Annotated in this window: 24 protein-coding genes, 2 riboswitches and 1 other annotated feature; of the genes, 2 read left to right on the top strand and 22 right to left on the bottom strand. The window is 31.8% G+C overall.

The window, feature by feature from the left end; genetic code table 11:
• Positions 1-84: 84 nt before the first annotated feature.
• The 6 genes from CIW83_RS22320 to CIW83_RS14255 all read right to left on the bottom strand — a co-directional run bounded on the left by CIW83_RS22320 (position 85) and on the right by CIW83_RS14255 (position 5,850).
• A complete protein-coding gene (locus CIW83_RS22320) occupies positions 85-252 on the bottom strand; it encodes a hypothetical protein (RefSeq protein ID WP_158220137.1) in 168 nt (55 codons plus the stop codon).
• A 268-nt stretch (positions 253-520) separates the two neighbouring features.
• Positions 521-2,245: a proline--tRNA ligase gene (locus CIW83_RS14275; protein WP_094902313.1), complete on the bottom strand. Its 1,725-nt coding sequence runs from the start codon at positions 2,243-2,245 to the stop codon at positions 521-523.
• Between the two features lie 357 nt (positions 2,246-2,602).
• Positions 2,603-2,807, bottom strand: a binding site (T-box leader).
• Positions 2,808-2,847: 40 nt separating this feature from the next.
• Positions 2,848-3,321 carry a 2-C-methyl-D-erythritol 2,4-cyclodiphosphate synthase gene (gene ispF, locus CIW83_RS14270; RefSeq protein ID WP_094902312.1) on the bottom strand — a complete coding sequence of 158 codons (474 nt, stop codon included), beginning with the start codon at positions 3,319-3,321 and terminating at the stop codon, positions 2,848-2,850.
• A 22-nt stretch (positions 3,322-3,343) separates the two neighbouring features.
• Positions 3,344-4,084, bottom strand: a complete 741-nt coding sequence (gene ispD, locus CIW83_RS14265) for a 2-C-methyl-D-erythritol 4-phosphate cytidylyltransferase (RefSeq protein ID WP_094902310.1) — start codon at positions 4,082-4,084, stop codon at positions 3,344-3,346.
• A 93-nt stretch (positions 4,085-4,177) separates the two neighbouring features.
• Positions 4,178-5,272 carry a PIN/TRAM domain-containing protein gene (locus tag CIW83_RS14260; RefSeq protein WP_094902308.1) on the bottom strand — a complete coding sequence of 365 codons (1,095 nt, stop codon included), beginning with the start codon at positions 5,270-5,272 and terminating at the stop codon, positions 4,178-4,180.
• 71 nt (positions 5,273-5,343) lie between these two features.
• A complete protein-coding gene (locus tag CIW83_RS14255) occupies positions 5,344-5,850 on the bottom strand; it encodes a CarD family transcriptional regulator (RefSeq protein ID WP_094902306.1) in 507 nt (168 codons plus the stop codon).
• A 244-nt stretch (positions 5,851-6,094) separates the two neighbouring features.
• Here CIW83_RS14255 and CIW83_RS14250 point away from each other — a divergent pair, with 244 nt between their 5' ends.
• Positions 6,095-6,511: a DUF1573 domain-containing protein gene (locus CIW83_RS14250; RefSeq protein WP_094902304.1), complete on the top strand. Its 417-nt coding sequence runs from the start codon at positions 6,095-6,097 to the stop codon at positions 6,509-6,511.
• Between the two features lie 95 nt (positions 6,512-6,606).
• On the opposite strand, the gene radA is transcribed toward CIW83_RS14250, so the two are convergent.
• The 13 genes from radA to fusA form a co-directional block, all read right to left on the bottom strand.
• The gene (radA, locus tag CIW83_RS14245) at positions 6,607-7,983 is read right to left on the bottom strand and encodes a DNA repair protein RadA (RefSeq protein WP_094902302.1); all 1,377 of its coding nucleotides are present in this window, start codon (positions 7,981-7,983) and stop codon (positions 6,607-6,609) included.
• Positions 7,984-8,029: 46 nt separating this feature from the next.
• Positions 8,030-10,462 (bottom strand): ATP-dependent Clp protease ATP-binding subunit, encoded by a 2,433-nt coding sequence (locus CIW83_RS14240; protein WP_094902300.1) that lies wholly within the window; start codon positions 10,460-10,462, stop codon positions 8,030-8,032.
• A 5-nt stretch (positions 10,463-10,467) separates the two neighbouring features.
• Complete coding sequence (locus tag CIW83_RS14235; protein ID WP_094902298.1) at positions 10,468-11,493, bottom strand: protein arginine kinase; 1,026 nt, start codon at positions 11,491-11,493, stop codon at positions 10,468-10,470.
• A gap of 5 nt (positions 11,494-11,498) precedes the next feature.
• Positions 11,499-12,005 (bottom strand): UvrB/UvrC motif-containing protein, encoded by a 507-nt coding sequence (locus CIW83_RS14230; protein WP_094902296.1) that lies wholly within the window; start codon positions 12,003-12,005, stop codon positions 11,499-11,501.
• A 12-nt stretch (positions 12,006-12,017) separates the two neighbouring features.
• A complete protein-coding gene (locus tag CIW83_RS14225; RefSeq protein ID WP_094902294.1) occupies positions 12,018-12,479 on the bottom strand; it encodes a CtsR family transcriptional regulator in 462 nt (153 codons plus the stop codon).
• Between the two features lie 101 nt (positions 12,480-12,580).
• Positions 12,581-13,366, bottom strand: a complete 786-nt coding sequence (locus CIW83_RS14220; RefSeq protein ID WP_094902292.1) for a transglutaminase family protein — start codon at positions 13,364-13,366, stop codon at positions 12,581-12,583.
• 12 nt (positions 13,367-13,378) lie between these two features.
• Positions 13,379-13,453: riboswitch (cyclic di-GMP riboswitch) on the bottom strand.
• Positions 13,454-13,643: 190 nt separating this feature from the next.
• Positions 13,644-14,465 (bottom strand): hypothetical protein, encoded by an 822-nt coding sequence (locus tag CIW83_RS14215; RefSeq protein WP_094902290.1) that lies wholly within the window; start codon positions 14,463-14,465, stop codon positions 13,644-13,646.
• A gap of 57 nt (positions 14,466-14,522) precedes the next feature.
• Positions 14,523-15,071 (bottom strand): TasA family protein, encoded by a 549-nt coding sequence (locus CIW83_RS14210; protein WP_094902288.1) that lies wholly within the window; start codon positions 15,069-15,071, stop codon positions 14,523-14,525.
• A 29-nt stretch (positions 15,072-15,100) separates the two neighbouring features.
• Positions 15,101-15,179, bottom strand: a riboswitch (cyclic di-GMP riboswitch).
• Positions 15,180-15,183: 4 nt separating this feature from the next.
• A complete protein-coding gene (locus CIW83_RS14205) occupies positions 15,184-15,720 on the bottom strand; it encodes a hypothetical protein (protein WP_094902286.1) in 537 nt (178 codons plus the stop codon).
• A 12-nt stretch (positions 15,721-15,732) separates the two neighbouring features.
• A complete protein-coding gene (locus tag CIW83_RS14200) occupies positions 15,733-16,305 on the bottom strand; it encodes a signal peptidase I (RefSeq protein WP_094902284.1) in 573 nt (190 codons plus the stop codon).
• Positions 16,306-16,334: 29 nt separating this feature from the next.
• A complete protein-coding gene (locus CIW83_RS14195; RefSeq protein ID WP_094902282.1) occupies positions 16,335-18,620 on the bottom strand; it encodes a vWA domain-containing protein in 2,286 nt (761 codons plus the stop codon).
• 288 nt (positions 18,621-18,908) lie between these two features.
• Positions 18,909-20,099: a bacterial transcriptional activator domain-containing protein gene (locus CIW83_RS14190; protein ID WP_094902280.1), complete on the bottom strand. Its 1,191-nt coding sequence runs from the start codon at positions 20,097-20,099 to the stop codon at positions 18,909-18,911.
• A 98-nt stretch (positions 20,100-20,197) separates the two neighbouring features.
• A complete protein-coding gene (gene fusA / locus CIW83_RS14185; RefSeq protein ID WP_094902278.1) occupies positions 20,198-22,261 on the bottom strand; it encodes an elongation factor G in 2,064 nt (687 codons plus the stop codon).
• A 225-nt stretch (positions 22,262-22,486) separates the two neighbouring features.
• On the opposite strand from fusA, the gene hisC reads away from it, so the two are divergent.
• Entirely contained in the window at positions 22,487-23,566 is a 1,080-nt protein-coding gene (gene hisC / locus CIW83_RS14180) for a histidinol-phosphate transaminase (RefSeq protein WP_094902276.1), read from the top strand.
• 176 nt (positions 23,567-23,742) lie between these two features.
• Here the strand turns inward: hisC and CIW83_RS14175 are convergent, their stop codons facing one another.
• The 3 genes from CIW83_RS14175 to ndk all read right to left on the bottom strand — a co-directional run bounded on the left by CIW83_RS14175 (position 23,743) and on the right by ndk (position 26,883).
• Complete coding sequence (locus tag CIW83_RS14175) at positions 23,743-24,906, bottom strand: AI-2E family transporter (protein WP_094902274.1); 1,164 nt, start codon at positions 24,904-24,906, stop codon at positions 23,743-23,745.
• Between the two features lie 202 nt (positions 24,907-25,108).
• On the bottom strand, positions 25,109-26,323 hold the full coding sequence (gene dapG, locus CIW83_RS14170; protein WP_094902272.1) for an aspartate kinase: 1,215 nt from the start codon (positions 26,321-26,323) through the stop codon (positions 25,109-25,111).
• A 161-nt stretch (positions 26,324-26,484) separates the two neighbouring features.
• On the bottom strand, positions 26,485-26,883 hold the full coding sequence (gene ndk / locus CIW83_RS14165; protein WP_094902270.1) for a nucleoside-diphosphate kinase: 399 nt from the start codon (positions 26,881-26,883) through the stop codon (positions 26,485-26,487).
• Between the last annotated feature and the right edge of the window lie 18 nt (positions 26,884-26,901).

The following is a 26,901-nucleotide window of genomic DNA, read 5'->3' as shown; positions in this document are numbered from 1 at the left end:
CCCAATTAATTAATTATAAATAAAATATATTAATTAAATCTTAATATTAAGATTTAATATAGTATTTCCATTTTCAAAAAAATATTATTGCAATATAACTACATTTGTTGCTTCTTGTATAAATTTCAATTTTTGTTTTGAGTGGGCATTAAACTCTTCTTCTGATATTAACGATTGTTCTCTTAATTCATATAATATATCCACAACTTCTTCACATAACGTAATTAATTCAGATTCCAATTTTACTAACATAGCATCCCTCCATCGATTATATAATATACATCATATTATATTTCCCTGATAATATGCCTGTATTTTTATTTTTTTTAATTCCCCATTCCCCTAGTTTCTTAGATTCTCATCTGTAAAATATAAAATAAGGACTATTATAAAATTATAATTAAATATTTAAGTATTCTTCTATTGACTTTATGTCTGTATTATATTAATATTCTACATTCATTTTAAAAATCCTTCTTTTTGGACAAAAAAGTGGTCCTAGGACCACTTTTTTATTTAATCATATAACCAAACCTTCTTTATGAAACTCTTCTTTTATTAAAGGTATTAATTTATCGATACTAATTTCCAATTTATCCTCTTTACCTCTAATAGAATATTCCACAATAGCTTCCCCTGCCCTTTTACCTACAGTTATTCTAACAGGAATCCCTATTAAATCTCTATCTTTAAACTTAACACCAGCTCTTTCATTTCTATCATCTAAAACGACTTCTAAGCCTAATGCATTTAGCTCTTTATATAATTTTTCTCCCAATTCTATTTGTTCTTCTGATTTCACGTTTACTATAGTTATAATTACATGATAAGGTGCTACAACTAAAGGCCATATAATACCATCTTCATCATGGTATTGCTCAACAATAGCTGCTACAGATCTTGAAACACCTATACCGTAACATCCCATTATAAATGGTTTTTCTTTACCATTTTCATCTAAGAAAGTAGCTCCCAAAGAATCAGAATACTTTGTTCCTAACTGGAATATATTCCCTACTTCAATTCCTCTATCCATTTTCAGTGATTTTTCACATTTTGGACAAATATCTCCCTCTTTTACTAAAAGTAAATCTTCTACCACTTCACCAGTAAAATCTCTACCATAATTTGCATTTTTCAAGTGATAATCTGTTTCATTACCTCCAACAACTAGATTTTTCATCTTAGTGATTCTAGAGTCAATTAAAAGCTTAACCTCTTCTTTCAGGCCAATAGGACCAGTAAAACCCTTATTTGCACCTGTGATATCTAATATCATCTCTTCATCTGCCATTTCTAATTCATGTCCACCAATGCCTAAATAATTACACAGTTTAGTTTCATTTAACTCTCTGTCACCAGGAATTATTGCAACTATAGGCTTATCTGCAACATTGAACACTAAAGCTTTAGCAAAGTTACTATGTTCTATATTAAAAAATTCCACTAACGCTTCAATAGTTGTTATCTCTGGAGTATATACTTTTTCTAATTCTAACTCTTTCTGTATATCCTCTTTAGCTTTGTAAACTACTTCTGCTTTTTCGTCAGTAGCTGCGTAATCACAATGATCACAATATGCTACGAGACTTTCACCTACATCAGACATAGCCATGAATTCATGAGATATCTTCCCACCCATAGCACCTGTATCACCTTGAACTACTTTATATTTTAATTTTAATCTAGTGAACACTTTGTCATAGGCTTCCCACATTACTTCGTAAGCTTTTTTCATACTTTCTTCATCTACATCAAAGCTATATGCATCTTTCATTATAAACTCTCTACATCTCATCAAACCAAATCTCGGTCTTTTCTCATCTCTATATTTTGTTTGAATTTGATAAAGGTTCAAAGGAAGTTGTTTATAAGACTTTACTTCATCTTTTATTAAACTAGTAAAGTATTCTTCATGTGTAGGTCCAAGACAAAATTCTCTATCATTTCTATCCTTAAGTCTAAACATCTCTGGTCCAAAATTATCCCATCTTCCTGTTGCTTCCCATATCTCTTTTGGTTGAATAGCAGACATCAATAACTCTTGTGATCCAGCCCTATCCATTTCTTCTCTAACAATCTGCTCAACTTTTCTTATTACTCTATATCCCATTGGAAGGTAAGAGTATACTCCACTAACTAATCTTCTCATCATACCTGATCTTAAAAGTAGCTTATGGCTCGCTATTTCTGCTTCTGCTGGCATTTCTCTTAAAGTAGGTATATAAAGCTTTGACATTCTCATTTTATCTTCCTCCTATTAATTTAATTTACAATTAGCCAAGTAATTTACGCAGTCTCACTGTACAAATTCATTTGCTCGTTATCACTCGCATGAATTTGGTCCTAACGGACAGCGAAGTAAACGTAGCGAATGGTGCGTTTGATCTACATTCACTCCTTCAGTGGATTCTAATTGAGAATTTAATTCTGCTATTTAAATTTATTCTGACCCTTGGGACATCCACGCAGTTTCGCAACTCAAATCTATTTACTCGCTACGCTCGTATAGATTTGGTGCTCATTGCGTTTGACCTACCTACAGTTCACTCGCTTCGCTCCTTCACTGGGTTAGGTCATAAAAAATAACCTCCCATCTCTTGTAAGAGACGAAAGGTTAAATTCCGCGGTACCACTCTAATAAACCTAATAAAAGGTTCGCTCAATAGTTATAACGCACAACCGTTTAAGCTTTATCACCTAAAAACTCTGGGCTAGGTTCAATATCAGGGAGGACAGAAGTTTTCCACCATTTAACTTCCTCTCTATGACCTATAATATTTACTATTTCCCATCTTCGTCTATATAATATATCCACATTATACTAATAGTATTATCCCATGTCAATTATTTTTTCTGAAGTAAACAAACACTGTAGGATGAAATACCTTCTTCTCTGCCTACAAAACCTAGCCATTCTGTAGTTGTAGCCTTTATATTTATGTTATCTATGGATGTATGCAAAATGTCTGCGATTCTAGCCCTCATATCTTCAATATATGGAGCTAATTTAGGTCTTTGAGCAACTATTGTCGCATCTATATTTCCTATATCATAACTTTCCTCATTCATTAATTTAAAGACTTGAGACAAAAGATAAATACTTGAAATATCCTTATATTTCATATCCGTATCAGGAAAATGTTTTCCTATGTCTCCTAGGGCCAATGCTCCTAATATACTATCCATTATTGCATGTATTAGCACATCTGCATCTGAATGGCCCAGCAATCCTTTTTCAAAAGGGATTTCTATGCCACCTATAATTAATTTTCTATCCTCTACAAGTTGATGAACATCATAACCAAATCCTACTCTCATATTATCACCTATCTATTCCATACTACCTGCTTTGAAATATGAATTCTCTTCTTCTAAAAATTATATCCTTATCCTTAAATAAAGATTCAGCAAGAATTATATCCTCAGGTGTAGTAATCTTAATATTTTCATAAGAACCCATTATCATTTTCACTCCATATCCTGCTCTTTCAACTATGGAACTATCGTCAGTGCCACAAAATCCATCGTCTATGGCATTTTCATATCCCTTAATAAGTATATCCTTAAAAAAGCACTGAGGAGTCTGTGCGGCCCAAAGTAAGCTTCTCTGAGGTGTGTTACCTATAGTTTTATCTTCTCCTACTACTTTGATTGTATCTGTTACAGGAACTCCTATAACACAAGCACCATGATCAATAGTACCTTTTATTCCATCTTCTATATTCTCAATTTTTACGAATGGTCTAGCCCCATCATGGGTTAAAACAATATCCGCTTTTTCATCTAATGCCAATATTCCGTTATATACTGAATCTTGTCTTTCTTTTCCACCTCTAATTATATTAGCCACTTTATTAAATTTATATTTTTTAACAATCTCTTTTCTACAATATTCAATTTCTTCCTCTTTCGCTACTAAAATTATTTCATCAATATATCTGCATTTCTCAAACTTTTCTATCGTATGGGCAAGTATAGGTTTACCGCCTATTGCTATAAATTGTTTGTTTATCTTGCTTCCCATTCTATTGCTCATTCCAGCGGCGGCAATAATTACAGATACATAGTAGTCTTTATACATCTTCTTCACCTCTTAAAGTATTATAACATAGTATATTAAAACAATAAACAATATTTATTATAACCAAAAAAGAAAAAAAGACCCATGTGGGTCTTAAACAGCTCTATCTATCATTGACTTAGGTTTGGCAAATATCATCCTTCCAGCAGAAGTTTGGAGAACTGATGTCACCACTACATCTATTGTTTCACCAATAAATTTTCTGCCACTTTCTACAACAATCATAGTACCATCATCTAAGTACGCTAGGCCTTGGCCTAATTCCTTTCCATCTCTTACAACCTGCACCAGCATTTCTTCTCCTGGTAATACTACTGGTTTTACTGCATTAGCCAGTTCATTTATATTTAGTACATCTATGCCTTGCACCTCTGCTACTTTATTTAGATTATAATCATTAGTTATTATTTTCCCTTTAAGTAATTGAGTTAGTTTTAGAAGCTTGGAATCAACCTCTTGAACATCTTCAAATTTCTTATCGTTTATTATTACCTCGATATCCAATTCTTTTTGTATTTTATTTAGTATGTCTAATCCTCTTCTTCCTCTATTTCTTTTTAAGGAATCTGATGAATCTGCGATATGCTGTAACTCCTCTAATACAAATTCAGGAATAATAAGAGGTCCTTCAATAAATCCTGTTTTACAAATATCAGCTATTCTACCATCAATTATAACAGATGTATCTAGTATCTTAGGATATGACCTATTTTGAGATTTTCCCTTATCTCTAGGGCTTCTTTTTATATTTCCTAAGGTAGAAGAAATATCGTCCTTTTTCCTATGAGGAATAGTAAGTCCTAAATATCCAAATATACTATAAATAATAATTGATGCAATAACTCCAACATAAGGTATTCCCAAATTATTTATTGGTTGAGATAATAAAAATGCTATTACTAATCCTACAATAAGTCCAACAGAAGATATTGTAATATCATAGACAGAAAATTTTTCCAATTCGTTTTCAATTAATTTAACTAATTTTCTACCCCTGTTAATTATTCTTGATGATAAAGAAAAGAATATAATTCCAAATAAAATAGAAACTCCTAAGTATACTGCTAAATTAATCCAGCCTTCTCTAAACATTTTAATGATCCCTAGATTATCAAATAGGGTTAAAATACTAAATCCCATTAATCCCCCTACTAATCCAATGACCCCTCTTAAAATTTTATCAATCATCAATTCACCCCCATTAGTATATTTATTACCAATTTTATATAATAATAAACCCAATCTTTCTATTTTGCAAATTAAATTTCCAGAGTATCATTTTCCTCTTCACACTTAATTGCATCTATAACCAATTGCTCAACCTTGTCAATATCAGAATCTGCAACTAAAACCATTTCAGATAATAGCATCTGTTTAGCAGAACTTAACATTTTTCTTTCACCTGTAGATAAGCCTTTTTCCAAATCCATCATCAGAAGATTACGAACAACAGCAGCAATTTCAAATATATCTCCTGATTTTATCTTATCCATATTTATTCTATATCTTCGATTCCAGTTTTGAGGCATAGCTGTTTTATTACCTTTAAGTATGGAAATTACTCGTTCTAAATCTGTACTATCAATTATCTCTCTTACACCCACTTCTTCAATGTTGTCTACGGGAACCATAACTTTCATATCCCCGATAGGCATCCTCATAATAAAATATTTCCTTTTTTCACCCAATATTTCTCTTTCTTCTATGCCTTCAATAATTCCAGCACCATGCATAGGATACACTACTTTATCTCCAACATTAAACATTTGAAAACCTCCTATTTACCTTTTCTATCCTATTATACATCAAATTGCTGGAATTGTAAAGTTTATATTGTATCATAGACCTATTTCAGTTGTCAATCCCTTTTTATTAGTATTTTGTAAAGTTATTATTGATTTTCAAAATTAAGAAATCTTTTGGAATAATTGATAGAAATATTTGACAACTGCTTGTCTTCATAAGTATAATTGAACTATAGCAAATAATCTTTTGACGGGAGTGGAGAATATGAATGACAATATTATAAATTCAGATATTAATTCAACTTGTAAGAATTTTCAGGACCAAGTCTCTAAGGTTCTTATTAGACATAAAAGTATATTAGATATAATAACAAAGCTAGATGAGTATAATGCTCGAATTAATAGAGCTGTAGCGAAATCTGTTACTTCTTGTGGATGTATTTCTGTTCATGCTATCAAACAAGATTATAGTAAAGATACCTTTGAGGAAATGTTAAATGCCGCTAAAACTCATGTTGAAGGTAATGTTTGTGATGGTTGTAAAGACGTCCTTAACGAAGAAATAGGCTCATATATTTTTTATCTAGCAGCTTTATGTAATACATTAGATTTAGACTTAAACGATATATTAAAAAAAGAATATGGTACGATTAAAACTCTTGGTGTTTTTAGCTTGAAATAGGCAAACTTATATCAATTATGTAATTGCCCTTTAGGATATAAATCTAAAATTATAGAAATAGGCTAGAATAAATTTCTAAGCCTATTTTTATATCTTTAATCAAAGACATTTTTAATTACATCTTTTAAAGTTTCTAATTCTATAATTTTAAGGTTTGATGTTTTTATTCCCTTCCCGCTATTAGGAGCTACATATACATATTTAAATCCCATTCTATCCAATTCTCTGATTCTTGATTCAAGAGAAGGAACTCTTTTCAACTCCCCCGTTAATCCTACATCTGATATAAACACAGTGTCATTTGATATGCCTTTATTTTTCACGGAGGATATGATGCTCATAAGTACTGCAAGATTCGAAGCCTGTTCCTTTAGCTTTATTCCTCCAGTTGTCTTTATAACTACATTTTTATCATAGAATCTTATTCCACCTCTTTGTTCTATTATAGACACCAAAGTATTTAATTGTTCTCTTTTTAGACATTCTCCTATCCTTGAAGGATATGGGGTAAAGGAATCTGATACTAAGCTTTCTATTTCCAGAATAATTGGTCTGGTTCCTTCTCTGACTACAGTTATGGCAGATCCTGGCATTGTACCATCTCCTTCTCTAGCCGTCATAAAATATTCAGAAGGATTATCTATAGAAATCATACCCTTATCAGTTATATAGAAAAAACCCATCTCCCCAGTAGAACCATACCTATTCTTCGTAGTTAATAAAGTCCTTAGCTCTTCCCCGCTTTCACCTTCTATAATAAGTACAGCATCAACTAAATGTTCTAATGCTCTAACTCCAGCAATTTCATCTTCTTTTGTCATTTGTCCTACTAAAATAATCGCCCTAGGCCTGTCTTGATTTTTTGCTATTTGAACTAAATCATTTGCACATTCCATTGTTTGAGTCGGAGATCCAGCTCTAGAACTGGAGAACTCTTCAAGAGTAAAAGTTTGAATACTATCTATAATAATTAAATCTGGATCAATTTCTTCTATAGTTCTCAATACGTTATCCATACTATTATCAGACATTACCCATACCTTAGGATGAATCTTCTCTATGATCCTATCTGCCCTATTTTTTATTTGTGATTCACTTTCTTCACCTGACGCATATAAAACCTTATAGTCCATCTTAGCTAAATCATTTGCTACTTGTAGTAGCAAAGTAGATTTTCCCGCTCCAGGTTTTGCAGAAAGTATTGTTATGGAATCCTTAACTATTCCACCTCCCATTACCCTATTAAATTCATTTATGTTTGTTACAATCCTATCACTATTTGTAGCTATTACGTCTTGCAACCTTTTGATAGGCTTTCTTTCTATACTTGTCCTAGAACTGATAGTTCCTTTTTTTTCATCAATTATAGTTTCCTTAAGACTATGCCATGAATTACACTCTGGGCATCTTCCTAAATGCCCAATACTCTGGTATCCGCAGTTTTCACATATAAAAATAGTTTTTTTCTTCATTTTGCTCTCCTATAATATAATGGAGCGACGCTATCGTCGCTCCCTATTAAATTTTAAATGCTAATTTTTCATTTTTAGTATCATAATCAATGATTATATTATCTTGCTTAGAAACATTACCTCTTAATATTTCTTCAGCTAGCTGATCTTCTATCATCTTTCTTATAGTCCTCTCTAATGGTCTTGCTCCATAAATTGGATCAAATCCCTTTCCTGCAATATAGGATTTTGTATTATCAGATACCTTTATTTGAACTCCAATCTTTAAAAGGCGCTTTTCTAAATCTTTTATCATAATCTCAACGATTTCCTTCACATGCTCTTCTTCTAGACTATGGAAAACTATAATCTCATCTAATCTATTTAAAAATTCAGGTCTAAAGGTTCTTTTTAATTCCTCAGTTATGGTTTCTTTCATCCTTTCATATTCTGCCCTATTGTCTTCTCTCCCTATAGAGAACCCCAGTACATTTTGCTTCCTAATAGATGTAGCTCCAACATTAGAAGTCATTATTATTACAGTATTTTTAAAATCAACAGTTTTTCCCTTTGAATCCGTAAGTCTGCCATCATCTAATATCTGTAGAAGCATGTTAAATACATCTGGATGAGCTTTTTCAATTTCATCAAATAGAACTACTGCATAAGGTTTTCTTCTTACTGCCTCTGTTAACTGCCCTCCTTCATCATAGCCAACATATCCAGGAGGTGAACCTATTAATCTAGAAACAGAGTGTTTCTCCATATATTCTGACATATCTATTCTTATCATAGCCTCTTCATCGCCAAATAAAGCTTCTGCCAAAGCTTTTGCTAAATATGTCTTACCTACACCAGTAGGACCTACAAATATAAAGCTACCTACTGGTTTCTTAGGATCCTTAAGCCCAACCCTTGATCTTCTAACTGCAGATGATATAGCTTTTACTGCTTGTTCTTGTCCAATCACCTTTTCGTGCAATATATTTTCTAAGTTTAAGAGCCTCTCAGATTCTTCTGTAGTCATCTTCGTAATTGGTACTCCTGTCCAGTTGGACACTACCTTGGCTATTTCTTCATAGTTAACTACCATGCTTGAGGTTTGCTTTTCTTGCTCCCATTTAACCTTGTTATTTTGCAATTCTTCCTTTACTTGTCTTTCTATATCCCTTATTTTTGCTGCCTTTTCATAATTTTGAGTATTTATTGCTTCTTCCTTTTCTTGAGATAATTCTTCTAATCTTTCCTCTAAATTCTTTAATTCCTCTGGTGCTACATAAGAGTTTATCCTAATCATGGAAGCAGCTTCGTCTATTAAGTCAATAGCCTTATCAGGTAGAAATCTATCATTTATATATCTACTTGATAATTCAGCAGCCGCCTTTATTGCCTCGTCTGTTATTTTAACTCTATGATGTGCTTCATACTTATCTCTTAGACCTTCTAATATCTTAATAGTGTCTTCTACACTAGGTTCTTCTACCATGATTGGCTGCAGTCTTCTTTCCAAGGCTGAATCCTTCTCTATATACTTTCTGTACTCATCTATAGTTGTTGCTCCAACTACTTGTAATTCTCCTCGAGCTAACACTGGTTTTAATATGTTTGAAGCATCTATGGCTCCCTCAGCTGCTCCAGCACCTACTATTGTATGCAACTCATCTATAAAAAGTATAACATCCCCAGCTTCTTTTAATTCTTTCATCACAGATTTTAATCTATCTTCAAATTCTCCTCTGTATTTTGCTCCTGCAATCATTCCTGGTAAGTCCAGTGTAACAACCCTCTTATCTTTTATAATCTCTGGTACAGTTCCCTCCACAATTTTCTGAGCCAATCCTTCAGCAATAGCTGTTTTTCCTACACCTGGCTCACCAATAAGAACGGGATTATTTTTAGTTCTCCTGCTTAAAACTTGAATAACTCTTTCTATTTCTTTTGCTCTACCTATTACTGGGTCAATTTCTCCAGATGCTGCTAATTTATTTAAATCAGTGCTATATTTAGCTAAATTAGGAGTATTTGAATTATTGCTTTCCATAGTCTGCCCTTGTTTTGGACTCACATCCGTTATCATGCTAAGCACTAATTCTCCAAGTTTTTCTATATCTACTCCAAGTTTTTTTAGTACTACAATTGCAACACCTTCTCCTTCAGCTAGTAATCCAAGCAACAAATGTTCTGTACCAACATAGTTATGACCTAAATTTCTTGCCTCAATAAAACCTAGCTCAAATATTCTTTTAGTCCTAGGAGTAAATCCCAAAATATCTGCCCCATACTGACCTTCACCAATAGCCGAGATCACCTCTGCTCTAGCTTCATCTAAAGTAACACCAGATTGTGATAAGGCTTTTGCTGCTACTCCTTCTCCCTCTGCTATTAATCCTAATAATAGGTGTTCTGTGCCTACATAATTATGTTTTAAATTTTTAGCTTCCTCTTGAGATAAGAGTATTGCCTTTTGTGCTTTTTCTGTAAATCTTCCAAACATAGCCATATCTACTAACCCTCCATATTAATCAAATTATTTCTTATTATTTGTGCTCTATACATGTCTCTTTCATCCTTTAGCATATCTCTATGCAAGTTCATCTGTATACTAGCAGGTTGTATATCTATCATTAGTTTGACAATATCTTTTGTATTCATACCTTTTATTATGCCCATATCACATCCTAATTTAACATTAGATAAGTGTGCCATTGCTTCAGTAGATGATATAAGCCTACTATAATTTAAAATTCCAAGGGATCTAAATACTTTATCTTCTAATTCTAAACTTCTCTTATCCATCATGTATGCTCTAGTACTTCTTTCCCTCGATACTATTTGTAATATAACCTTATTTAACTTTTTAATAATATCTTCCTCTTTTTCTCCTAATGTAGTCTGATTAGATATCTGAAAAAGATGACCTAGAGCTTTAGAACCCTCACCATAAAGCCCCCTTGCAGTTAAACCTATTTTACTTAACCCATCTATAATAGTATTGAGGTGTCCTGTCATTGCTAAACAGGGAAGATGGACCATTACAGATGCTCTAAGTCCAGTTCCTACATTAGTCGGACAAGAAGTTAAATATCCAAATTTTTCGTGAAAGGCATATTCAATGTTTCCTTCTAAGGAATCATCTATATTTGAACAAATTCGCCAGCCTTCTTCAATATTTAATCCATATAACAATACTTGTATTCGAATATGATCTTCCTCATTAATCATTATAGTGACCTTTTCATCACCTCTCAAAAGGAAACTTCCATTTCTTGTACTCTGAGCAAGATTTGGACTTATTAAATGCTCTTCAACAAGTACGGAACTTTCCAACTCAGATAAGTCTTTAACCCTATAGAATCTATATATATCTTCTTTATTTTTCATAACACCTAATACTTCTTCTGTGACATACTCAGATTCATCCATAGTCATAAAATCTGGGAATTTATAATTTGCCATATTTCTTGCAATTCGCAGTCTAGTACTAACTACCACATCCTCTTCTTTTCCTTCACTATCTAGCCATTTTGCCACATTTCTCACCCCTCAAAACCATCAATTTTACTCTTTAATTTTTTTATCTCATCTCTTAAAAATGCAGCCCTTTCAAAATCTTCTTTAACTATAGATTCTTCTAATTCATTCCTTAAAGATTCAATGGCCTTTTTTTGAATGGTTTGGCTATTTATTTTGGTAGGTATTTTCCCTTTGTGTTCATTATGTCCATGTATTCCTTTCAATAAAGAATCAACATCTTCCCTAAATGTTTCGTAACACTGTGAACACCCAAATCTCCCTATTTCCATAAATTTTTTATAGGTTAAACCGCATTGCGGACATGAGATATTCTTTATTTCTTCTTTCCCTTCCTGCATTGATCCTATAAGCCCAGTAAAAATCTTTTGAAAAGAGAAAGGAAACTCAAAATCTAAATCGTTATTTTTCTTAGCACAAGAATCACATAGATGCATTTCTTCTATACTACCATTGATTATTTTAGTAAAATGAATAGTTGCATTGTTTTTTTCACAGGCCTGACATAACAAGAATAACACCTCCTATTTAACAAGAATAAGCAAAATGTTTTTTAAAACATCAGCTCTTAATTTATTACGATTATTTACATCTTCTTTATTTAAAGCCCTATCTCCTATTGCAGCTTTCATAATATCGCCTTCTCTCTCGCTAATAAATCCTTCTTCAATTAGTCCATCAATTATATGATATGCTTTATTTTTTGTAATTGATTCACCAATAATGTCAACTATAATAGTATTAATATCTTCATTTTCATCTATTCCTACTTTTATAATCTTAATATACCCACCTCCACCCCTTCTACTCTCAATATAATAGCCTTTATAAGGGGTAAATCTGGTGGTTAATACATAATTTATCTGGGAAGGTGCACAATCAAACCTTTCAGCTAATTCATTCCTCTGTATTTCTATTGTACTATCTTCCGCCATCTCTATCATAGATTTAATAAATCTCTCTATCATATTACTTAGGCCAGGCATATAAATCCTCCTTTGACTTTGACTTTCTTTGTCCTTCTTGTCAAAAATATTTGCTCTGCTGGATTTTTCTCATCTTTAAGAGCAAATAAAATTTTATTATACTAATATTCTCTTACATTATTATACTCAATAGCATCTTTAATCATACTAATCTTTACATTATCTTTTTTCAAAGCAGCATCATATGTGGTATCTATAACAACCCACTTCCCATCTAAGAACACCTGATTCCAAGCATGATATTCTTTTAAATCACTCTTATATCCTTTTACTAGTTTAGTTGGTATTCCAAGGGATCTTAGCATACCCGCAAAAAGAGCTGCATAATCATAACATATTCCAGATTTATCAGCTAATACCTTATGAATTTCTGGTACATAATCATTTGATAATCCCTTAATTTTATTATAATCATATTTTATATTATTTACAATATATTTATAAATAGATTCTATTTTTTCCTTATCTGTGTTTTTTCCCTTAGTTAGATTTTGGGCCAATTCTATTACTTTTTCCTTATCATCCCAATAAACTGGTTGTGTAGAAGCCAAATATATTTCACTTAAATTATTATTTATAACATTTATATCCTGTTTTTGAACTACCTTATATTTATCTCCAGATGTGTTTTGCAATATTTTTATTGTATATGTTCCTTTTCCTAATTGTAGAGGAATTATTTCAACTGTTTTATTTAGACTATAATAGTACTTTTCACTTTCTTTTTCAACCATAATTCTCATACCTTTATCCTTTTTTAAACTTTCAACTTTAACAAGATTGTCATCTAAAGCCGATATTGTATATAGAGATTCCCCAATAGCTTGTCCTGCAAAAGCAAATAGAAAAACAAGTATATATATTATGGAAAAATATCTTCTTTTCATTTAAACTCTCCTTTCGGTAGCTGGCTGCCTTCTTTAGGCCCTATAGCTTTGCGTCCTTGAGTTTCCTCAAGTTTGCCTTTATCGCTTGACAGTTTACAAAAGATATTCTTACACTTTTGTACTTGTCATATAATTTGAATATTAAGTTAACATAATTCTAACATATTAATTCCAAGGTTTAAAAGTTAATTTTTTGTAATAATTTAATTCTATTTTATTTAAATATACACATCTTAGATGCCTATATAAACAAAATAGCTGGAAGATTAGTTTCCAGCTATTTTTTCCTCTTAAATCCTATCTGAACTCCTATGAATAAAAATAACATTCCTGCACCGTAGAATAAGCTAGATGGAATTTCACCAGTTCTTGGCATTTTCAAAACTGATTGTGGAATTTTCTCTTCTATTATTTCTTCCTCTTCAATTATTTTAGGTGCAACTTCTGGAATTTTCTCTTCTATTATTTCTTCCTCAGTTTCTTCTGGTATTGTTTCTGGAATCCTATCTTCTATTATTTCTTCCTGTTCCTCAGGTTCCTCAGATTCCTCTGATTCCTCTGGTTCTTCTGGTTCTTCTGTTGGAACATCAGATTCAGCTATAAAAATCCACTTTACCTCTACTCCCGCACCCTGAAATTCATTACCTGTTTCTGATCCCGGTAAATAAACTGCCGCATTTAAATCCTTAATATCATTAGGATTAAATACTCCTAAACTGATATTAGAAGTAGCAAAATCTTTCATTGATCCAGAGTAAACTATATTCCCATGAAGATACACTGTCAAATTTAATTGTTCAAATAAATCTATATCTCCTTCTTCTGGAATTGGACTCATTCTTTCCGCCCTCATATATAGATAAAATGACGATCTGTAATTATTTCTTATAGTGATCTTGGCCTCTTTTGTATCACCTGGATTTAATCTATTTAAATCAAACAATTTTGTACTAGTTGGTATTATCTCCAATCCTAAATCAGTTCCTATTAGCTCCAAGTCTTCAGCATAAGAAATACTACGACCAAATGAATTTAAAGTTCCTAGAACTAAGGAAAGAACTCCTATAAAGATAAATGTTTTAGATAAAAATCTCCTCATATCCTACCCTCCTTACGAGGTATTTCTAAGGAAGGCATATGCCTTCCTTAGATTATATTATGGTAATACTTCTAGACCTAGATCAACTGGGTTAATGCCCCATTGGTCATTGATTGCACCATTAGTTGCTTGAATTGCTTCAGCTTCTACTGTTAATGTAAATGTAGCATCTTGATATTCATTCCCCATTTCTCTGCCTTTAAATTTTACTTCTTCTATTACATTTGATGTAGCAGCTCCTGGCTGTATTATATTTTTATAATAATACCATCCATCTCCACCGTCAATCCAATCAGATAATATTGTGTATTCTACAACATCAACTGGTAATTCCGGATTAAATTCAGGAGTTAATTTAACTCTTATATATGCTCTTTTTGAACCAATATTCTCAACACGCACTACCTTAGAATGTGTATCTCCTGGATTCACATTTTCTATACCATTCTCTGGAAACTCATCAATTAAATTAATATCAACTGTACCTGCTTTAAAAGTATTTACTACCGGCTTTGCTTCTGCTGTAAACCATGCCATTGTACCACCGACTACTAATAGTACTGCCAAAATAACTACTGATCCTAACATTATACTACGCTTTTTCATTTCTTTTCCTCCTTTTAATTTTAATCCTATTTTGCAGCTAGGCTGCCATCAAAAGAAGGCCCTATAGCTTTGCGTCCTTAAGTTTCCTTAAGTTTGCCAATTTTTACTTCCCTTATGGTGCTGGAACTCCTTCTGGAAAAGGTAATGTTGATATTCCCCATATATCCTTCCAAGCATTATGGGTTATTTGGGCACCTTCTGCTACTGCCTTTATGCTGAGAGTCTTTCCATCATATTCGGGACCTAAAGATGTAAAAGTTACACTTTCGAGCAATAAGCTTGTTACTTGATCCTTCGTCAAATAATATTTGTAATAGTAATGTCCATCTCCGCCATCAGCCCAATCTCCAAGATTTAAATTTAGTTGAACATTAGATATTGGTAAACTAAGTTCACTCCATTCTGGAATTAATCTGATCCTTACATAAGTTCTTTTTGTTCCTAGGCTTGCTACCTGAACATTCTTTGTATAGGTTCCAGTACTTACATCTGTTATATCTTCAAAGCCTGGTTCTAAGACTTCAACCTTAATTGTGCCCATTTTAAATTTATTAGCAATAGATTCAGTTGATATAAACCATGCAAAAACAACCGTCGAAATTAAAATTATTAATGCAATTGTGGATACTGCAATTATTTTCTTTCTCATAAGCATCCATCCTTATACTACATATTTGTTTGACTTTCTCAATTTCCCTACAATCATCGGCATTATTATCCACAAAATTGTCAATGTTATAAGGATTCCCATTCCTAATTTCGTATTTAATACTCTAAAAACCTTGCCTACTAATGGGACTTTGAATACTACCTTACCTATCAATTGTTTTCCTTCAAGGGGCATTGGGTCATTAACTTCATTGGCATCACCTTTAGTTGTAAAAAATTCACCATGATTTTCTATATCTATTACCCTATGGGTAATTCTAGAATTCTTGTTATGTCCATAGTAGGTAATAATGTCCCCTTTGTTTATTTCATTAGCCTCTAATTCTCTTACTATTATCATAGAGTCTATCTTTATAGTTGGACTCATACTACCACTATCTACTATATATAATCTATGGTTAAGTAGCGTGGGCTCTTTACCTGTAATCTTTGATTGAACAGTTATAAATATTAGTACAATCATAATCATCATGAAGATTGTAAAGAATATATTTCCAATGATTTCTAATTTCTTTTTCTTAGTTTTTTCTTTTAATTCTTCTTCTTTAATTTCATTCTCTTCCACCCCATAATTCCCCCTTCCTCTGTTGCATTTTATGCATTATTAAATTTATTATCTATTTCCACTGTTGCTGGTATAATAAAGTAATCTAGTTTTGTATATAGTAATTTATCTTTAATTGGCAGAGAACTATGATTTCTCGTTTCACCTACGGTAAAGCTATTTACCTTTGGATCTGGATCTTCCCAGAACCATCCATCATTATCTCTTTCATTTATTACATCTATTGAAACATTCCAATCATCATACCCTATTGTCAGCTCGTATGTGTTACCTGATACATAACTAATGCCCCCACCGCTCATACCTATTAATTTGAAGTTCATTGGTACAATTTCTCTAACTGTATAAGTTCCAGGTAATAGGCCCTTGATTGATTTTGACTGACCTGAATTAAGAGATACAGCCCAAGTCTTTTTATACTGTCCAGTTGGTCCTTCTAATATAATATCGAAGTCTTTATCTCCATATCCTGAACTATTTAAGAGTTTTGTAAATGTCAAAGCCCTCAATCTAAATTCTGGTATCGGAAAATATTTCTTAGCATCATTTCCGTCTATATTTTCATATTCAATATAAGTCGGTTTATTGGCTGGATAGAACACCCCACCCTCCGCACTATAATCCAATGTAACTCTATATTTCATCCAATATTTTATACCTTCGTTTATAGTTCCAATATTCCAAATTATTTTATCTGTAGTTGTATCGTAACTTAATGTTCCATGACTTACGGTTATTAAGCTATTATAATTACTGGCATTTATACCTAGTATTGAATACATATCTCCTAATGGGTCTGTTACTACAGCACCAGTAGCTGCATTGGAAAGTCTTCCTGCAATTTCTTGGAATATAATATTTAGATTACTTGAGCTAGCAGTTGAATAATAATTCCCCGAACTTGCAATGTTTTCTAGTGTCCAATCTCCTTCAGATCCTGCATTTAAAGCTATAGTATAAATTTCATATCCCTTTGATTTGGCAAACTCTGCTTCAGCCACAGCATGAGCTCCATGTCTATAGTTATAGCTATATCTATTTTGCCCAGTTCCTCCTGTTTGATATTCTGTATATTCACTGTTACCAGCACCTACTGTTGAACCATAATTAAAACCAGATTCAGGTATTGCAGAAGTTGTTCTAGAATAGGTTCTATTACTTTCATATTTCCAAAATTCTAAATAGCTGTTGGGACTATTAGGCTTATAACTATAAGTTGCTGCACCATCTCCAAGCAATACTATATTTTTATAATTAGCAATACTACCATTTAATAAAGCACTCCCCTGCCTAATCCCTGCCTGAATATGGGTACCACCATTAGCATTTAAACTATTAATAGCTGATATCAACGAATTCCTTCCGCTATAACTTTGGAATCCTGAATTTACAGTTACATCTCCAGCAAAAGATACTACAGCTATTCTTATATGGTTTTTGCTAGAATCACTTAATAAAGTATTTACAAAGTTCTTAGCTGCATTTTTAGCATCTGTCATTTTTTGACCCGACATACTGCCAGAACGGTCTATAACCAATACAATATCTGATGTTTCTACCTTATCTTTTCCTTGAATTTCCAAAGTTATTTCCCATTGATTTCCAGTCCCTGGTACTTCTATTCCTGATTTGTTTAATAGTAAGGAACCTGGATTTGGCCAAGTCTTATTATTTACTTCATCGGGATAAGATTCTAAGCTCACCAAACTAAATGAATTAATTCTTGAAACATCTTCTTCATCCTCAAATGGTCCTAGCTCTCCATCCCAGAATTCTTCTATATAGGGCGATTCTATTTCTTCTCCTTCTCCTGGTGGAAAGTCTGGATTTTCTGGTATATACTCGCCTGATAGAAATGTATAATATAAATTAATAATATTTTCCCCTTCTATCAAAATGATTTCTTCTACATCGCTTTCTACGAAAGATAAACCTTCAAACTCCTTAACATAATCCAAGCTAAAAATTACTCCACCTACTTCTAATCCTTCTAGGATTTCTGTCTCTATCAACTCTTCTTCAAAATCATATTTTTCTATATGATTTATCACTAGATCTGTAGTTGGTATAATTGGTACTAATGGTGGAACCTCTGGATTCACTGGTGGATTCTCCGGATCTATCGGTGGATTCTCTGGGTCTACCGGTGGATTCTCTGGGTCTACTGGCGGATTCTCTGGGTCTACTGGTGGATTCTCTGGGTCTACATAGTAATAATTTTCATTGGGCTCGGCTGTATATGAACTTAGTCCCATGCTCACACACATTGATAGTACCAAAACAAATACAACAGATATTTTAAATATTTTTTTCATTTACATATCACCTCCATTACTAACTATAAACTTTATGCTTTCATTTTTTATCTTATGCTATTTATACCATTAAGAAACTTCATATAGATTTCTTAAACATTACAAATCAATTTCATTTTAATTTTTATCAAAAAACTTCTATATAAGTATCCTAATATAATTTTTTGAAACCAAATCAGATTAAGTTCTTTTTAAAAAATCAAAACAAGTGAAGATTTGTCCATTAAGTATAAAAAAATCCTACCAACCATATACGGCTAGTAGGATAATATTAATTTATATACTAATTTATAGAGACTTAAATCTAATTTTTAATATTATATTTTTATTCTTACATTTTTCCTGAAACCTTTTCTGTAACCTATTTACAATTATATTTAGACTCTTTTCTTCTATATCATATAGTAAAGAAACCAATTGGCTGCTATTCCATTTAGATAATACATCTCCTTTCCTAAGATTATTATATACTATTTCCTCTAATGTTCTCATGGATTCCTTTCTATCCTCTTCATCTATCGAAAGATATCCTTTGTTCTCTATAGTTAATATTCCTAAAAATTTATTATCTTTCATATTCCTTGATTTTTTTCTCGTTTCCAAATTATATAAGAATTTAAAATAATAAGGTTCGCAAATCAATGCCCCCTTGTTTCCATAATCTTCTTTTAATTCTTCATCTATTTTACTTAAGTTAATATCATCTTTTAAGCTTTCTTCATCTAATTGTATCTTTTTATATAACATTTTCATTTTGGGAGATGGTTTTATACCTATATGACTATATAGTCTGGAAGTGATATATTCATAATGGCTAATTGCATATCTTTTCTCTCCCACCTCTGTTAAAGCTTCAATAAAGTACATATGCAAGACCTCATCATAAGGCTCATATTGGATAGCTTCTTCACAAGTCTTAATTATCTCTTCATTCATCTTCTTCTGCTTCAATAATTCTATATAATTAAATAATCCTTGCAAATATAATCTACGATATCTATTTCTTATGGGTACAATCCATTCTTCATATTCTATCTCTCTCAAATATTCCCCCTTATAAAGCTTCAATCCTTTTTCTAATAATGAAAGGGATTTTTGGGGATCATTTTCTTTTAGCGAATTACCTTCATCTATAAGTTCTTTAAATAATTGAACATCCAATACGCAATTATCATTTGTTTTAAATACATAGTATCCATTTGAATGTTCTATTCTATAGAATTGTTTAAGATTTTTATCATCTAAGTTTATCATTCTTCTTAATCTAGATATCTGTGTTCTTAATACGTTTTTGGGATCATGAAATTCATTATCTGCCCATAAATCTTCAATAATACTTTCAGGCAATAGCTTTTTTTCATTAAAGGTTATAAAATATTTAAAAAGTGCCAATATCCTATACTGGTATCCTTTTGTATCTAAAATACTCTCATCATTGTATCTGATATCAAAATCTCCAAAAGTATATATTTTATACACAGCTATCCCTCCAATAATAACATATGTTGATATATACCCTTAATATCTTTAATTCTACATAAAAAATCCAGCCAATTAAGGCTGGACTTTTATTTTCATTATTCTCTTTCCGCTTTTGCTTCTGCTATAATCTTTTCTGCAATATTAGTTGGAACTTCTTCGTATCTAATAAATTCCATTGTAAAGCTTCCTCTTGCTTGGGTCATAGCTCGTAAATCTATGGCATATTCAAACATTTCTGAGTGGGGTGCCTCTGCTGTAACCTTTTGAGTTCCATCATCCTGTTGTTCCATTCCTAATATTCTACCTCTACGTTTATTCATATCTCCCATTACATCACCCATATAATCTTCCGGTATTGATATTTCATACTTCATTATAGGTTCAAGCAATATAGGTTTCGCTGCCTCCATACCCTTCTTAAATGCTAAAGATGCAGCAATTTTAAATGCCATTTCATTAGAATCTACTGGATGATAAGAGCCATCAAACAGTATAGCTTTTAAGTTTACTACTGGATATCCTGCTAAAACTCCATGTTCCAAGGAATCTATAAGTCCCTTCTCTACTGCTGGGAAGTAGTTTCTTGGTACTGCACCACCAAATACCTCTTCTGCAAAAACAAATTTTTCTTCACAAGGCTCAAATCTTATATGAACATCCCCATATTGACCTGCTCCACCTGATTGTTTTTTATGTTTTCCTTGAACGGATGCTGTTCCTTTAATTGTTTCTCTATAAGCAATCTTTGGATTAGTTAAATTAACATCTACTCCAAAAGCATTTTTCAGTTTATCAACAATAACCGCTAACTGCATATTTCCCTGTCCACCGATCAGCAACTGTTTAGTTTCAGCATTTCTTTGTGCAATAAAAGTTGGATCCTCATCTGTCAACCTTTGTAAAGATGTACCAATCTTTTCTTCATCACCTTTGGCCTTTGGTTCTACAGCTAAGAATAATGTTGGTTGTGGATATTTAATTTCTTCATAAAGTGTAGGGTTGTTCTTTGCACATAAAGTATCGCCTGTTCTAGTAAAGTTTAGCTTTGAAGTAGCTCCTATGTCTCCTGCCTGTATTTCAGAAACCTCGATTTGGTTTTTACCTCTAAGTACAAATAGTCCCCCTAGTTTTTCCTGTTTGTCCTTTGTAGAATTATATAATTCCATGTCTTTAGTTATCTTGCCTGATATTACTTTAAATAAAGTTAATTTACCTACAAATGGGTCAATAATTGTCTTAAATACCACTGCAGAGAATGGTTCACTAGGATCAATTTTTCTTTCAACTTCTTTATCATCCTTTAATCCCTTTACGCTACCAATCTCCTTTGGAGATGGAATATATCTTTCTATAACTTCTAATAAGAAATCAACACCTATTGCTTTTTCTGCACAGCCTACAACTAAAGGTACTAAATCTCCTTGAGCTACTGCTAGCCTCAAACCTTTAGATATTTCTGCTTCCGTAAACGCCTCTCCCTCAAAATACTTCTCCATTAATTCTTCGTCTGTTTCCGCTATCTTTTCCATTAGACTTTCTCTGATAGAATCTATCTCAACATTTTGGTCATCTGTAAGTTCTACTTCTTTCCTTTGAGTTCCACTATATTCATAAGCTTTTTCGTCAATTACAGACACAAAGCCTTTAAAACTACTAGATACACCTATAGGTAAAGCGAAAGGTATTATCTTATCGCCAAATTCTTCCTTTAAATTAGATAATAAATTTTCAAAGTTAACCTCTTCTTTATCCATTTTGTTAAGGAAAATAATCCTTGGTGTTACGTATTTCTCTAAATTTTTCCAAGCCTTCTCTGTACCTACTTCAATTCCAGAGGAAGCATCAACTAATAATACAGAGCCTTCAGATGCCCTTTTTGCACCATACATTTCACCAATAAAATCGAAATATCCTGGTGTGTCTAACAAATTGAATTTTGTGTCTTTCCATTCTACAGGGATAACAGTTGTACCAATGGACACCTTACGTGCGATTTCCTCTTTGTCGAAATCTGATACTGTATTTCCATCTTCTACTCTTCCCTGTCTTTTTGTTACGCCTGTTGCAAATAGTACTGCTTCAGTTAAAGTTGTTTTTCCGCTACTACTATGTCCTAGTAAAGCTACATTCCTGATTTTATCAGCTGAATATGTTTTCATTATACATTTCCCCCTTAACCAGCATATTTATTTAAAAGATTTATTGAAAATCTCTCATACCTATTTTACACATTTCACAAAATTTTTAGTCAATTCTTCTTGCATAGACTCAAAAAATTAGTTACCCTTTTGATTATATCATAAGACATATTATTATCATAGTCTTTTTTTATCACACATATCTTGTTACACTAATATTAGTCCAATAGAAAGGAGTTGTTCATATTGTCAATTAGTTTTAGGGAAGAAATTAAAAATCTACAGCCATATAAGCCTGGAAAGCCAATCGAGGATGTTAAAAGGGAGTATGGACTTGACAAGGTAATAAAGCTTGCATCTAATGAAAATCCTTTAGGTTGTTCACCAAAGGTTAGAGATGCTATAATCAATACCTTAGATGAATTAGCTATTTATCCTGATGGTAATTCTACTGATTTAAAAGAAATTCTAGCTTCTAAACTTGGAGTAGATGTTAGTGAGGTTCTACCAAGCAGTGGATCTGACGAGATGATTGACATGATAGCAAAAGCATATATTAACAAAGATGATGAAATAATAATGGCTGACATTACATTCCCAAGATACATACAAACTACAGAAATGATGGGAGGAACCCCTGTAATAGTTCCATTAAAAGAATTCACATTTGATTTAAATGGTGTATTAGGTAAAATCACTAATAAAACTAAAATCATCTGGATATGTAATCCAAATAATCCAACAGGTACTATGATTACAGAAAAACAATTTGTAGATTTCTTGGATAAGGTACCTTCAAATATTTTAGTTATATCAGATGAAGCATATCGGGAATATGTAACTAGAGATGATTATCCTCATAATACAATAGGGTTATTAAAGAAATATTCTAATCTTTTAGTTATGAGAACTTTCTCTAAAGCCTATGGATTGGCTGGCATCAGAGTAGCTTATACTATAGGAAATAAAAATATTATAGAAAATATAAATAAAGTTAGAGGACCTTTTAATGTTAATATCTTAGCACAAGCTGCGGCAATAGCAGCTATAGAAGATGTAGAATTCCTGCAAAGAAGCTATGATATTAACCTAGAAGGAAGAAATTATCTCTATAATGAATTTGATAAATTAGGATTTTACTATCCACCGTCAGAAACAAATCATATATTTGTTAATGTAGGCAAAAATGGTCAAGATGTATTTATTGAAATGCAAAAAAAAGGAGTTATTATAAGACCTATGGGCGGAGATTTTATAAGAGTTTCCATAGGAACTATGGAAGAAAATAAAATATTTATTGAAAAATTAAAAGAAGTATTAGGTTAATTGCAATATTGGATTTGGAATTAATTCACAAATACAAAAATCTTCTGTAGAAGTATTATAGGCAGTTTTTTCTAAAATCCATTGAGACCAAGTTCTCTTTATAAAGTCAAAGATAAATGAGAACTTTTCTATTCGTTATAAAAAATCAGGTGAGAATTTTTCTCACCTGATTTCATTTACATGTACTCATCAGTCTTATATGGCAAACCTTTTTTCTTCAATCTACCTTCTACTATTTCTTTTATAATAGAGTATATAAATACGAATAATGGCACCCCAATAATCATACCTAATAACCCAAATAATTTCCCAGTAACTAATAGAGAAAATAATATCCAAAATGCAGATATTCCTAGTGAATCTCCTAATATCTTAGGTCCTATAATATTACCATCTATTTGCTGGATTATAAGTATTATTACTAAAAACCATAATGCCTTAATAGGTGAAACAAATAAAATGATTATCGCTGAAGGTATAGCCCCAATAAATGGTCCAAAAAACGGAATTATATTAGTTATACCTACTATAAATGATATTAGGATTGTGTAGGGCATCTTAAATATAGTTATAACCACAAATGTTAAAACACCTATTATAAAAGAATCTAATATCTTACCACTTAAAAACTTCCCAAATATATTGTTCCCTCTATTTGCTAGCTCTATTATCCTATTGGCTCTTGTTTCAGAGAATAAAGCTCTAGTCGTTTTCTTACTTAATGCTAAGAATCTCTCTTTGTCTATTAATAAATACATTGATATTATAATGCCAAGAACTATATTCCATACGCTGGACAATATAGTTTTAAGCGTATTTCCTAATACAGGTATAAGATTTGTTGCAAATCTTATAATACTATCCCTATATTCATTCCATTTCGCTACTATAAAATTATAATATTCTTCCTGTATTTCATATTTACTATTAAAGTCATTTACTAAATCTGTGATTTTACTTACATAGGAAGGTATATCGTTTACTAATCCCATTATACTTGAATAAATTTGAGGAAATACAAATTTCATAAATATATAGATTAATAGTATAACTGTTGCATAAGTCAAAATTAAGCCTATAAATCTTACAAACTTTGGTTTAATCCTCTTTAAAGAGTTAAAACGTAGCACTTTTTCTTCGTAAAACCTTAGAATAAAATTAAAAAGATATGCCATAACAAAGCCAATTATAATTGGCATAAATATCGATATAACTTCTCCTACTTTAATTTGAAACGTACTTACCTCTGATGCAATTAAATAAAAAATTATACCAGCACAAATTACAAAAAATGAATAAATTGATATAGTTGTATATTTAGAATTCCAATTAATCTTCATCTCTTCCCCCCATAATTATTTCTTTATCTCATTTTATTATTAAATTATGTTATTTACAAGTAAAATATAACAAAAGCCTTCCATTTAAAGCATTGATATATTAAATAAACTTTTCTTGAAACCTATATAGGAAAGGTTATAATTAAATAAAATTTATTTTTTCTATGGATTATAAAAGAACGGTGTAATCACCGTTCATAAATTATTTACCCAGTTCAAAATATTTGTGTAAAGCATTTACCGCTCTATTTGTATGCTCACTTTTTATTAGGCAAGAAATTGTAGTATGTGAGTCTGATGTCTGAAGTATTTCTATGTTCTCCTTAACTAATGCCGAAACAGCCTTTGCCATTACTCCAGGTATACCTCTCATCCTATTACCAATAATAGTAACTTTAGTACAATCAGTAATTAATTCATATTCATAATTCAATTCTTTCAATACTGCCTCTAATACTATTGATTGCTTCTCATCTATTATAAAAAATATTTGTTCGGGGTATATATTTATCATGTCAATACTTACTCCCGCCTTTGCAATACTGTCAAATAATATTTCTTGACTCTCATAGTCTAATTTATCAGGTATTATCTTAACTTGAATTCTATTATTTATATTAGCAACTGATGTAATTATTCTCGTATCTTCTTCTATATAAGATCTAGTTCTATGATAATTAGTAATTAATGTACCATTATAGTCTGAACTTGTATTTCTAATAACTATTGGTATATTAGAACGCATTGCTATTTCTACTGCCTTAGGATGCAATACTTTTGCACCATACTCTGCCATTTGAAATACTTCATTATAAAATATTGTATCCATTACCTTAGCATCAGGTACTATTTTAGGATCTGCAGTCATTACTCCATCTACATCTGTATATATTTCTACTAATTCAGCATTTAAGGCTTCCCCCATTATAGATGCAGTTACATCAGATCCTCCTCTTCCTAATGTTGTAATATCTCCTTTTTCTGTTATTCCTTGGAACCCTGCAATTATGGGTATAATTCCTTCTTCTAAGCTCTTTAATATTCTCATAGGTTCAACATGTAATATTTTCGCATCCAAAAAGTTCTCATCCGTTATAATACCTGCCTGCCCACCAGTGAATACGGCCGCTTCATATCCTCTTGCCTTTAGTGTATTTGCCATAACAGTAGCAGATATAATTTCTCCACATGCCATTAAAATATCCAATTCTCTTGGATTAGGTTCTATCCCTACAGATTTAGCAAGTTGAATCAACGTATCTGTTGCATATGGATCTCCTGCCCTTCCAATAGCAGATACTACTACAACAGGATTTAAATGTTTATCTATTGCTGCTTTGATCTTATCTATAGCTAAATTCCTTCGCTCATCATTCATTACAGAAGTTCCACCAAATTTTTGAATTATTATTTTCATCATAGTCATCTCCATTAAAATTCTATATTATAATTATATCTTTATTCAAACATCATTACTTTTGACACTATCTATTATAATTTATATTTATTGCATTGTGAACTTCTTTATTGAATGATGAAAAATTTACTAGTCCATAAAAAAACAGCCCTAAGGCTGTTCTAGCTAAACCACAAATTTAATTCTCTCTCTGCACTAACTACTGAATCTGAACCATGTATTATATTTTCTGTTAAAGAATTTGCAAAATCTCCCCTTATGGTACCAGGTGCAGCTATTTTAAAATCCCTATGTCCTATCATTAGTCTCATAACCTCTATAGCTGATTCTCCCTCTACTTCCAGAGCCATAACAGGTCCTTCTAAAATAAAATTAACTAATTCTCTAAAAAAAGGCTTTTCTCTATGCTCCATATAGTGCTCTTCTATCAACTCTCTACCTGGTTGAAATAGTTTTGCTTTTGTTATTTTATAACCTTTTCTTTCAATTCTCCCTATGATTTCTCCTATGAGTCCTCTTTTCACTCCATCAGATTTAATCATGATAAAAGTTTTTTCCACAGAATCACCCCTGTTTAT

The organism is Tissierella sp. P1 (assembly GCF_002266425.1).
In the GTDB taxonomy this organism is placed as follows: Bacteria; Bacillota; Clostridia; order Tissierellales; family Tissierellaceae; genus Tissierella; species Tissierella carlieri.
This window is presented reverse-complemented; position numbering and strand designations above follow the sequence as displayed.

Excerpts from the sequence above, each read along its gene's own strand:
- radA (WP_094902302.1), bottom strand. The coding sequence starts at position 7,983 with ATGAAGAAAAAAACTATTTTTATATGTGAAAACTGCGGATACCAGAGT.
- fusA (WP_094902278.1), bottom strand. The coding sequence starts at position 22,261 with ATGAAAACATATTCAGCTGATAAAATCAGGAATGTAGCTTTACTAGGA.
- CIW83_RS14250 (WP_094902304.1), top strand. The coding sequence starts at position 6,095 with ATGAATGACAATATTATAAATTCAGATATTAATTCAACTTGTAAGAAT.
- CIW83_RS14220 (WP_094902292.1), bottom strand. The coding sequence starts at position 13,366 with ATGAAAAGAAGATATTTTTCCATAATATATATACTTGTTTTTCTATTT.
- CIW83_RS14210 (WP_094902288.1), bottom strand. The coding sequence starts at position 15,071 with ATGAAAAAGCGTAGTATAATGTTAGGATCAGTAGTTATTTTGGCAGTA.
- dapG (WP_094902272.1), bottom strand. The coding sequence starts at position 26,323 with ATGAAAATAATAATTCAAAAATTTGGTGGAACTTCTGTAATGAATGAT.
- CIW83_RS14175 (WP_094902274.1), bottom strand. The coding sequence starts at position 24,906 with ATGAAGATTAATTGGAATTCTAAATATACAACTATATCAATTTATTCA.
- CIW83_RS14215 (WP_094902290.1), bottom strand. The coding sequence starts at position 14,465 with ATGAGGAGATTTTTATCTAAAACATTTATCTTTATAGGAGTTCTTTCC.
- CIW83_RS14240 (WP_094902300.1), bottom strand. The coding sequence starts at position 10,462 with ATGGCTATGTTTGGAAGATTTACAGAAAAAGCACAAAAGGCAATACTC.
- CIW83_RS14260 (WP_094902308.1), bottom strand. The coding sequence starts at position 5,272 with ATGATTGATAAAATTTTAAGAGGGGTCATTGGATTAGTAGGGGGATTA.
- ispF (WP_094902312.1), bottom strand. The coding sequence starts at position 3,321 with ATGAGAGTAGGATTTGGTTATGATGTTCATCAACTTGTAGAGGATAGA.
- CIW83_RS14255 (WP_094902306.1), bottom strand. The coding sequence starts at position 5,850 with ATGTTTAATGTTGGAGATAAAGTAGTGTATCCTATGCATGGTGCTGGA.
- CIW83_RS22320 (WP_158220137.1), bottom strand. The coding sequence starts at position 252 with ATGTTAGTAAAATTGGAATCTGAATTAATTACGTTATGTGAAGAAGTT.
- CIW83_RS14275 (WP_094902313.1), bottom strand. The coding sequence starts at position 2,245 with ATGAGAATGTCAAAGCTTTATATACCTACTTTAAGAGAAATGCCAGCA.
- CIW83_RS14205 (WP_094902286.1), bottom strand. The coding sequence starts at position 15,720 with ATGAGAAAGAAAATAATTGCAGTATCCACAATTGCATTAATAATTTTA.
- CIW83_RS14195 (WP_094902282.1), bottom strand. The coding sequence starts at position 18,620 with ATGAAAAAAATATTTAAAATATCTGTTGTATTTGTTTTGGTACTATCA.
- ispD (WP_094902310.1), bottom strand. The coding sequence starts at position 4,084 with ATGTATAAAGACTACTATGTATCTGTAATTATTGCCGCCGCTGGAATG.
- CIW83_RS14225 (WP_094902294.1), bottom strand. The coding sequence starts at position 12,479 with ATGCCTGGCCTAAGTAATATGATAGAGAGATTTATTAAATCTATGATA.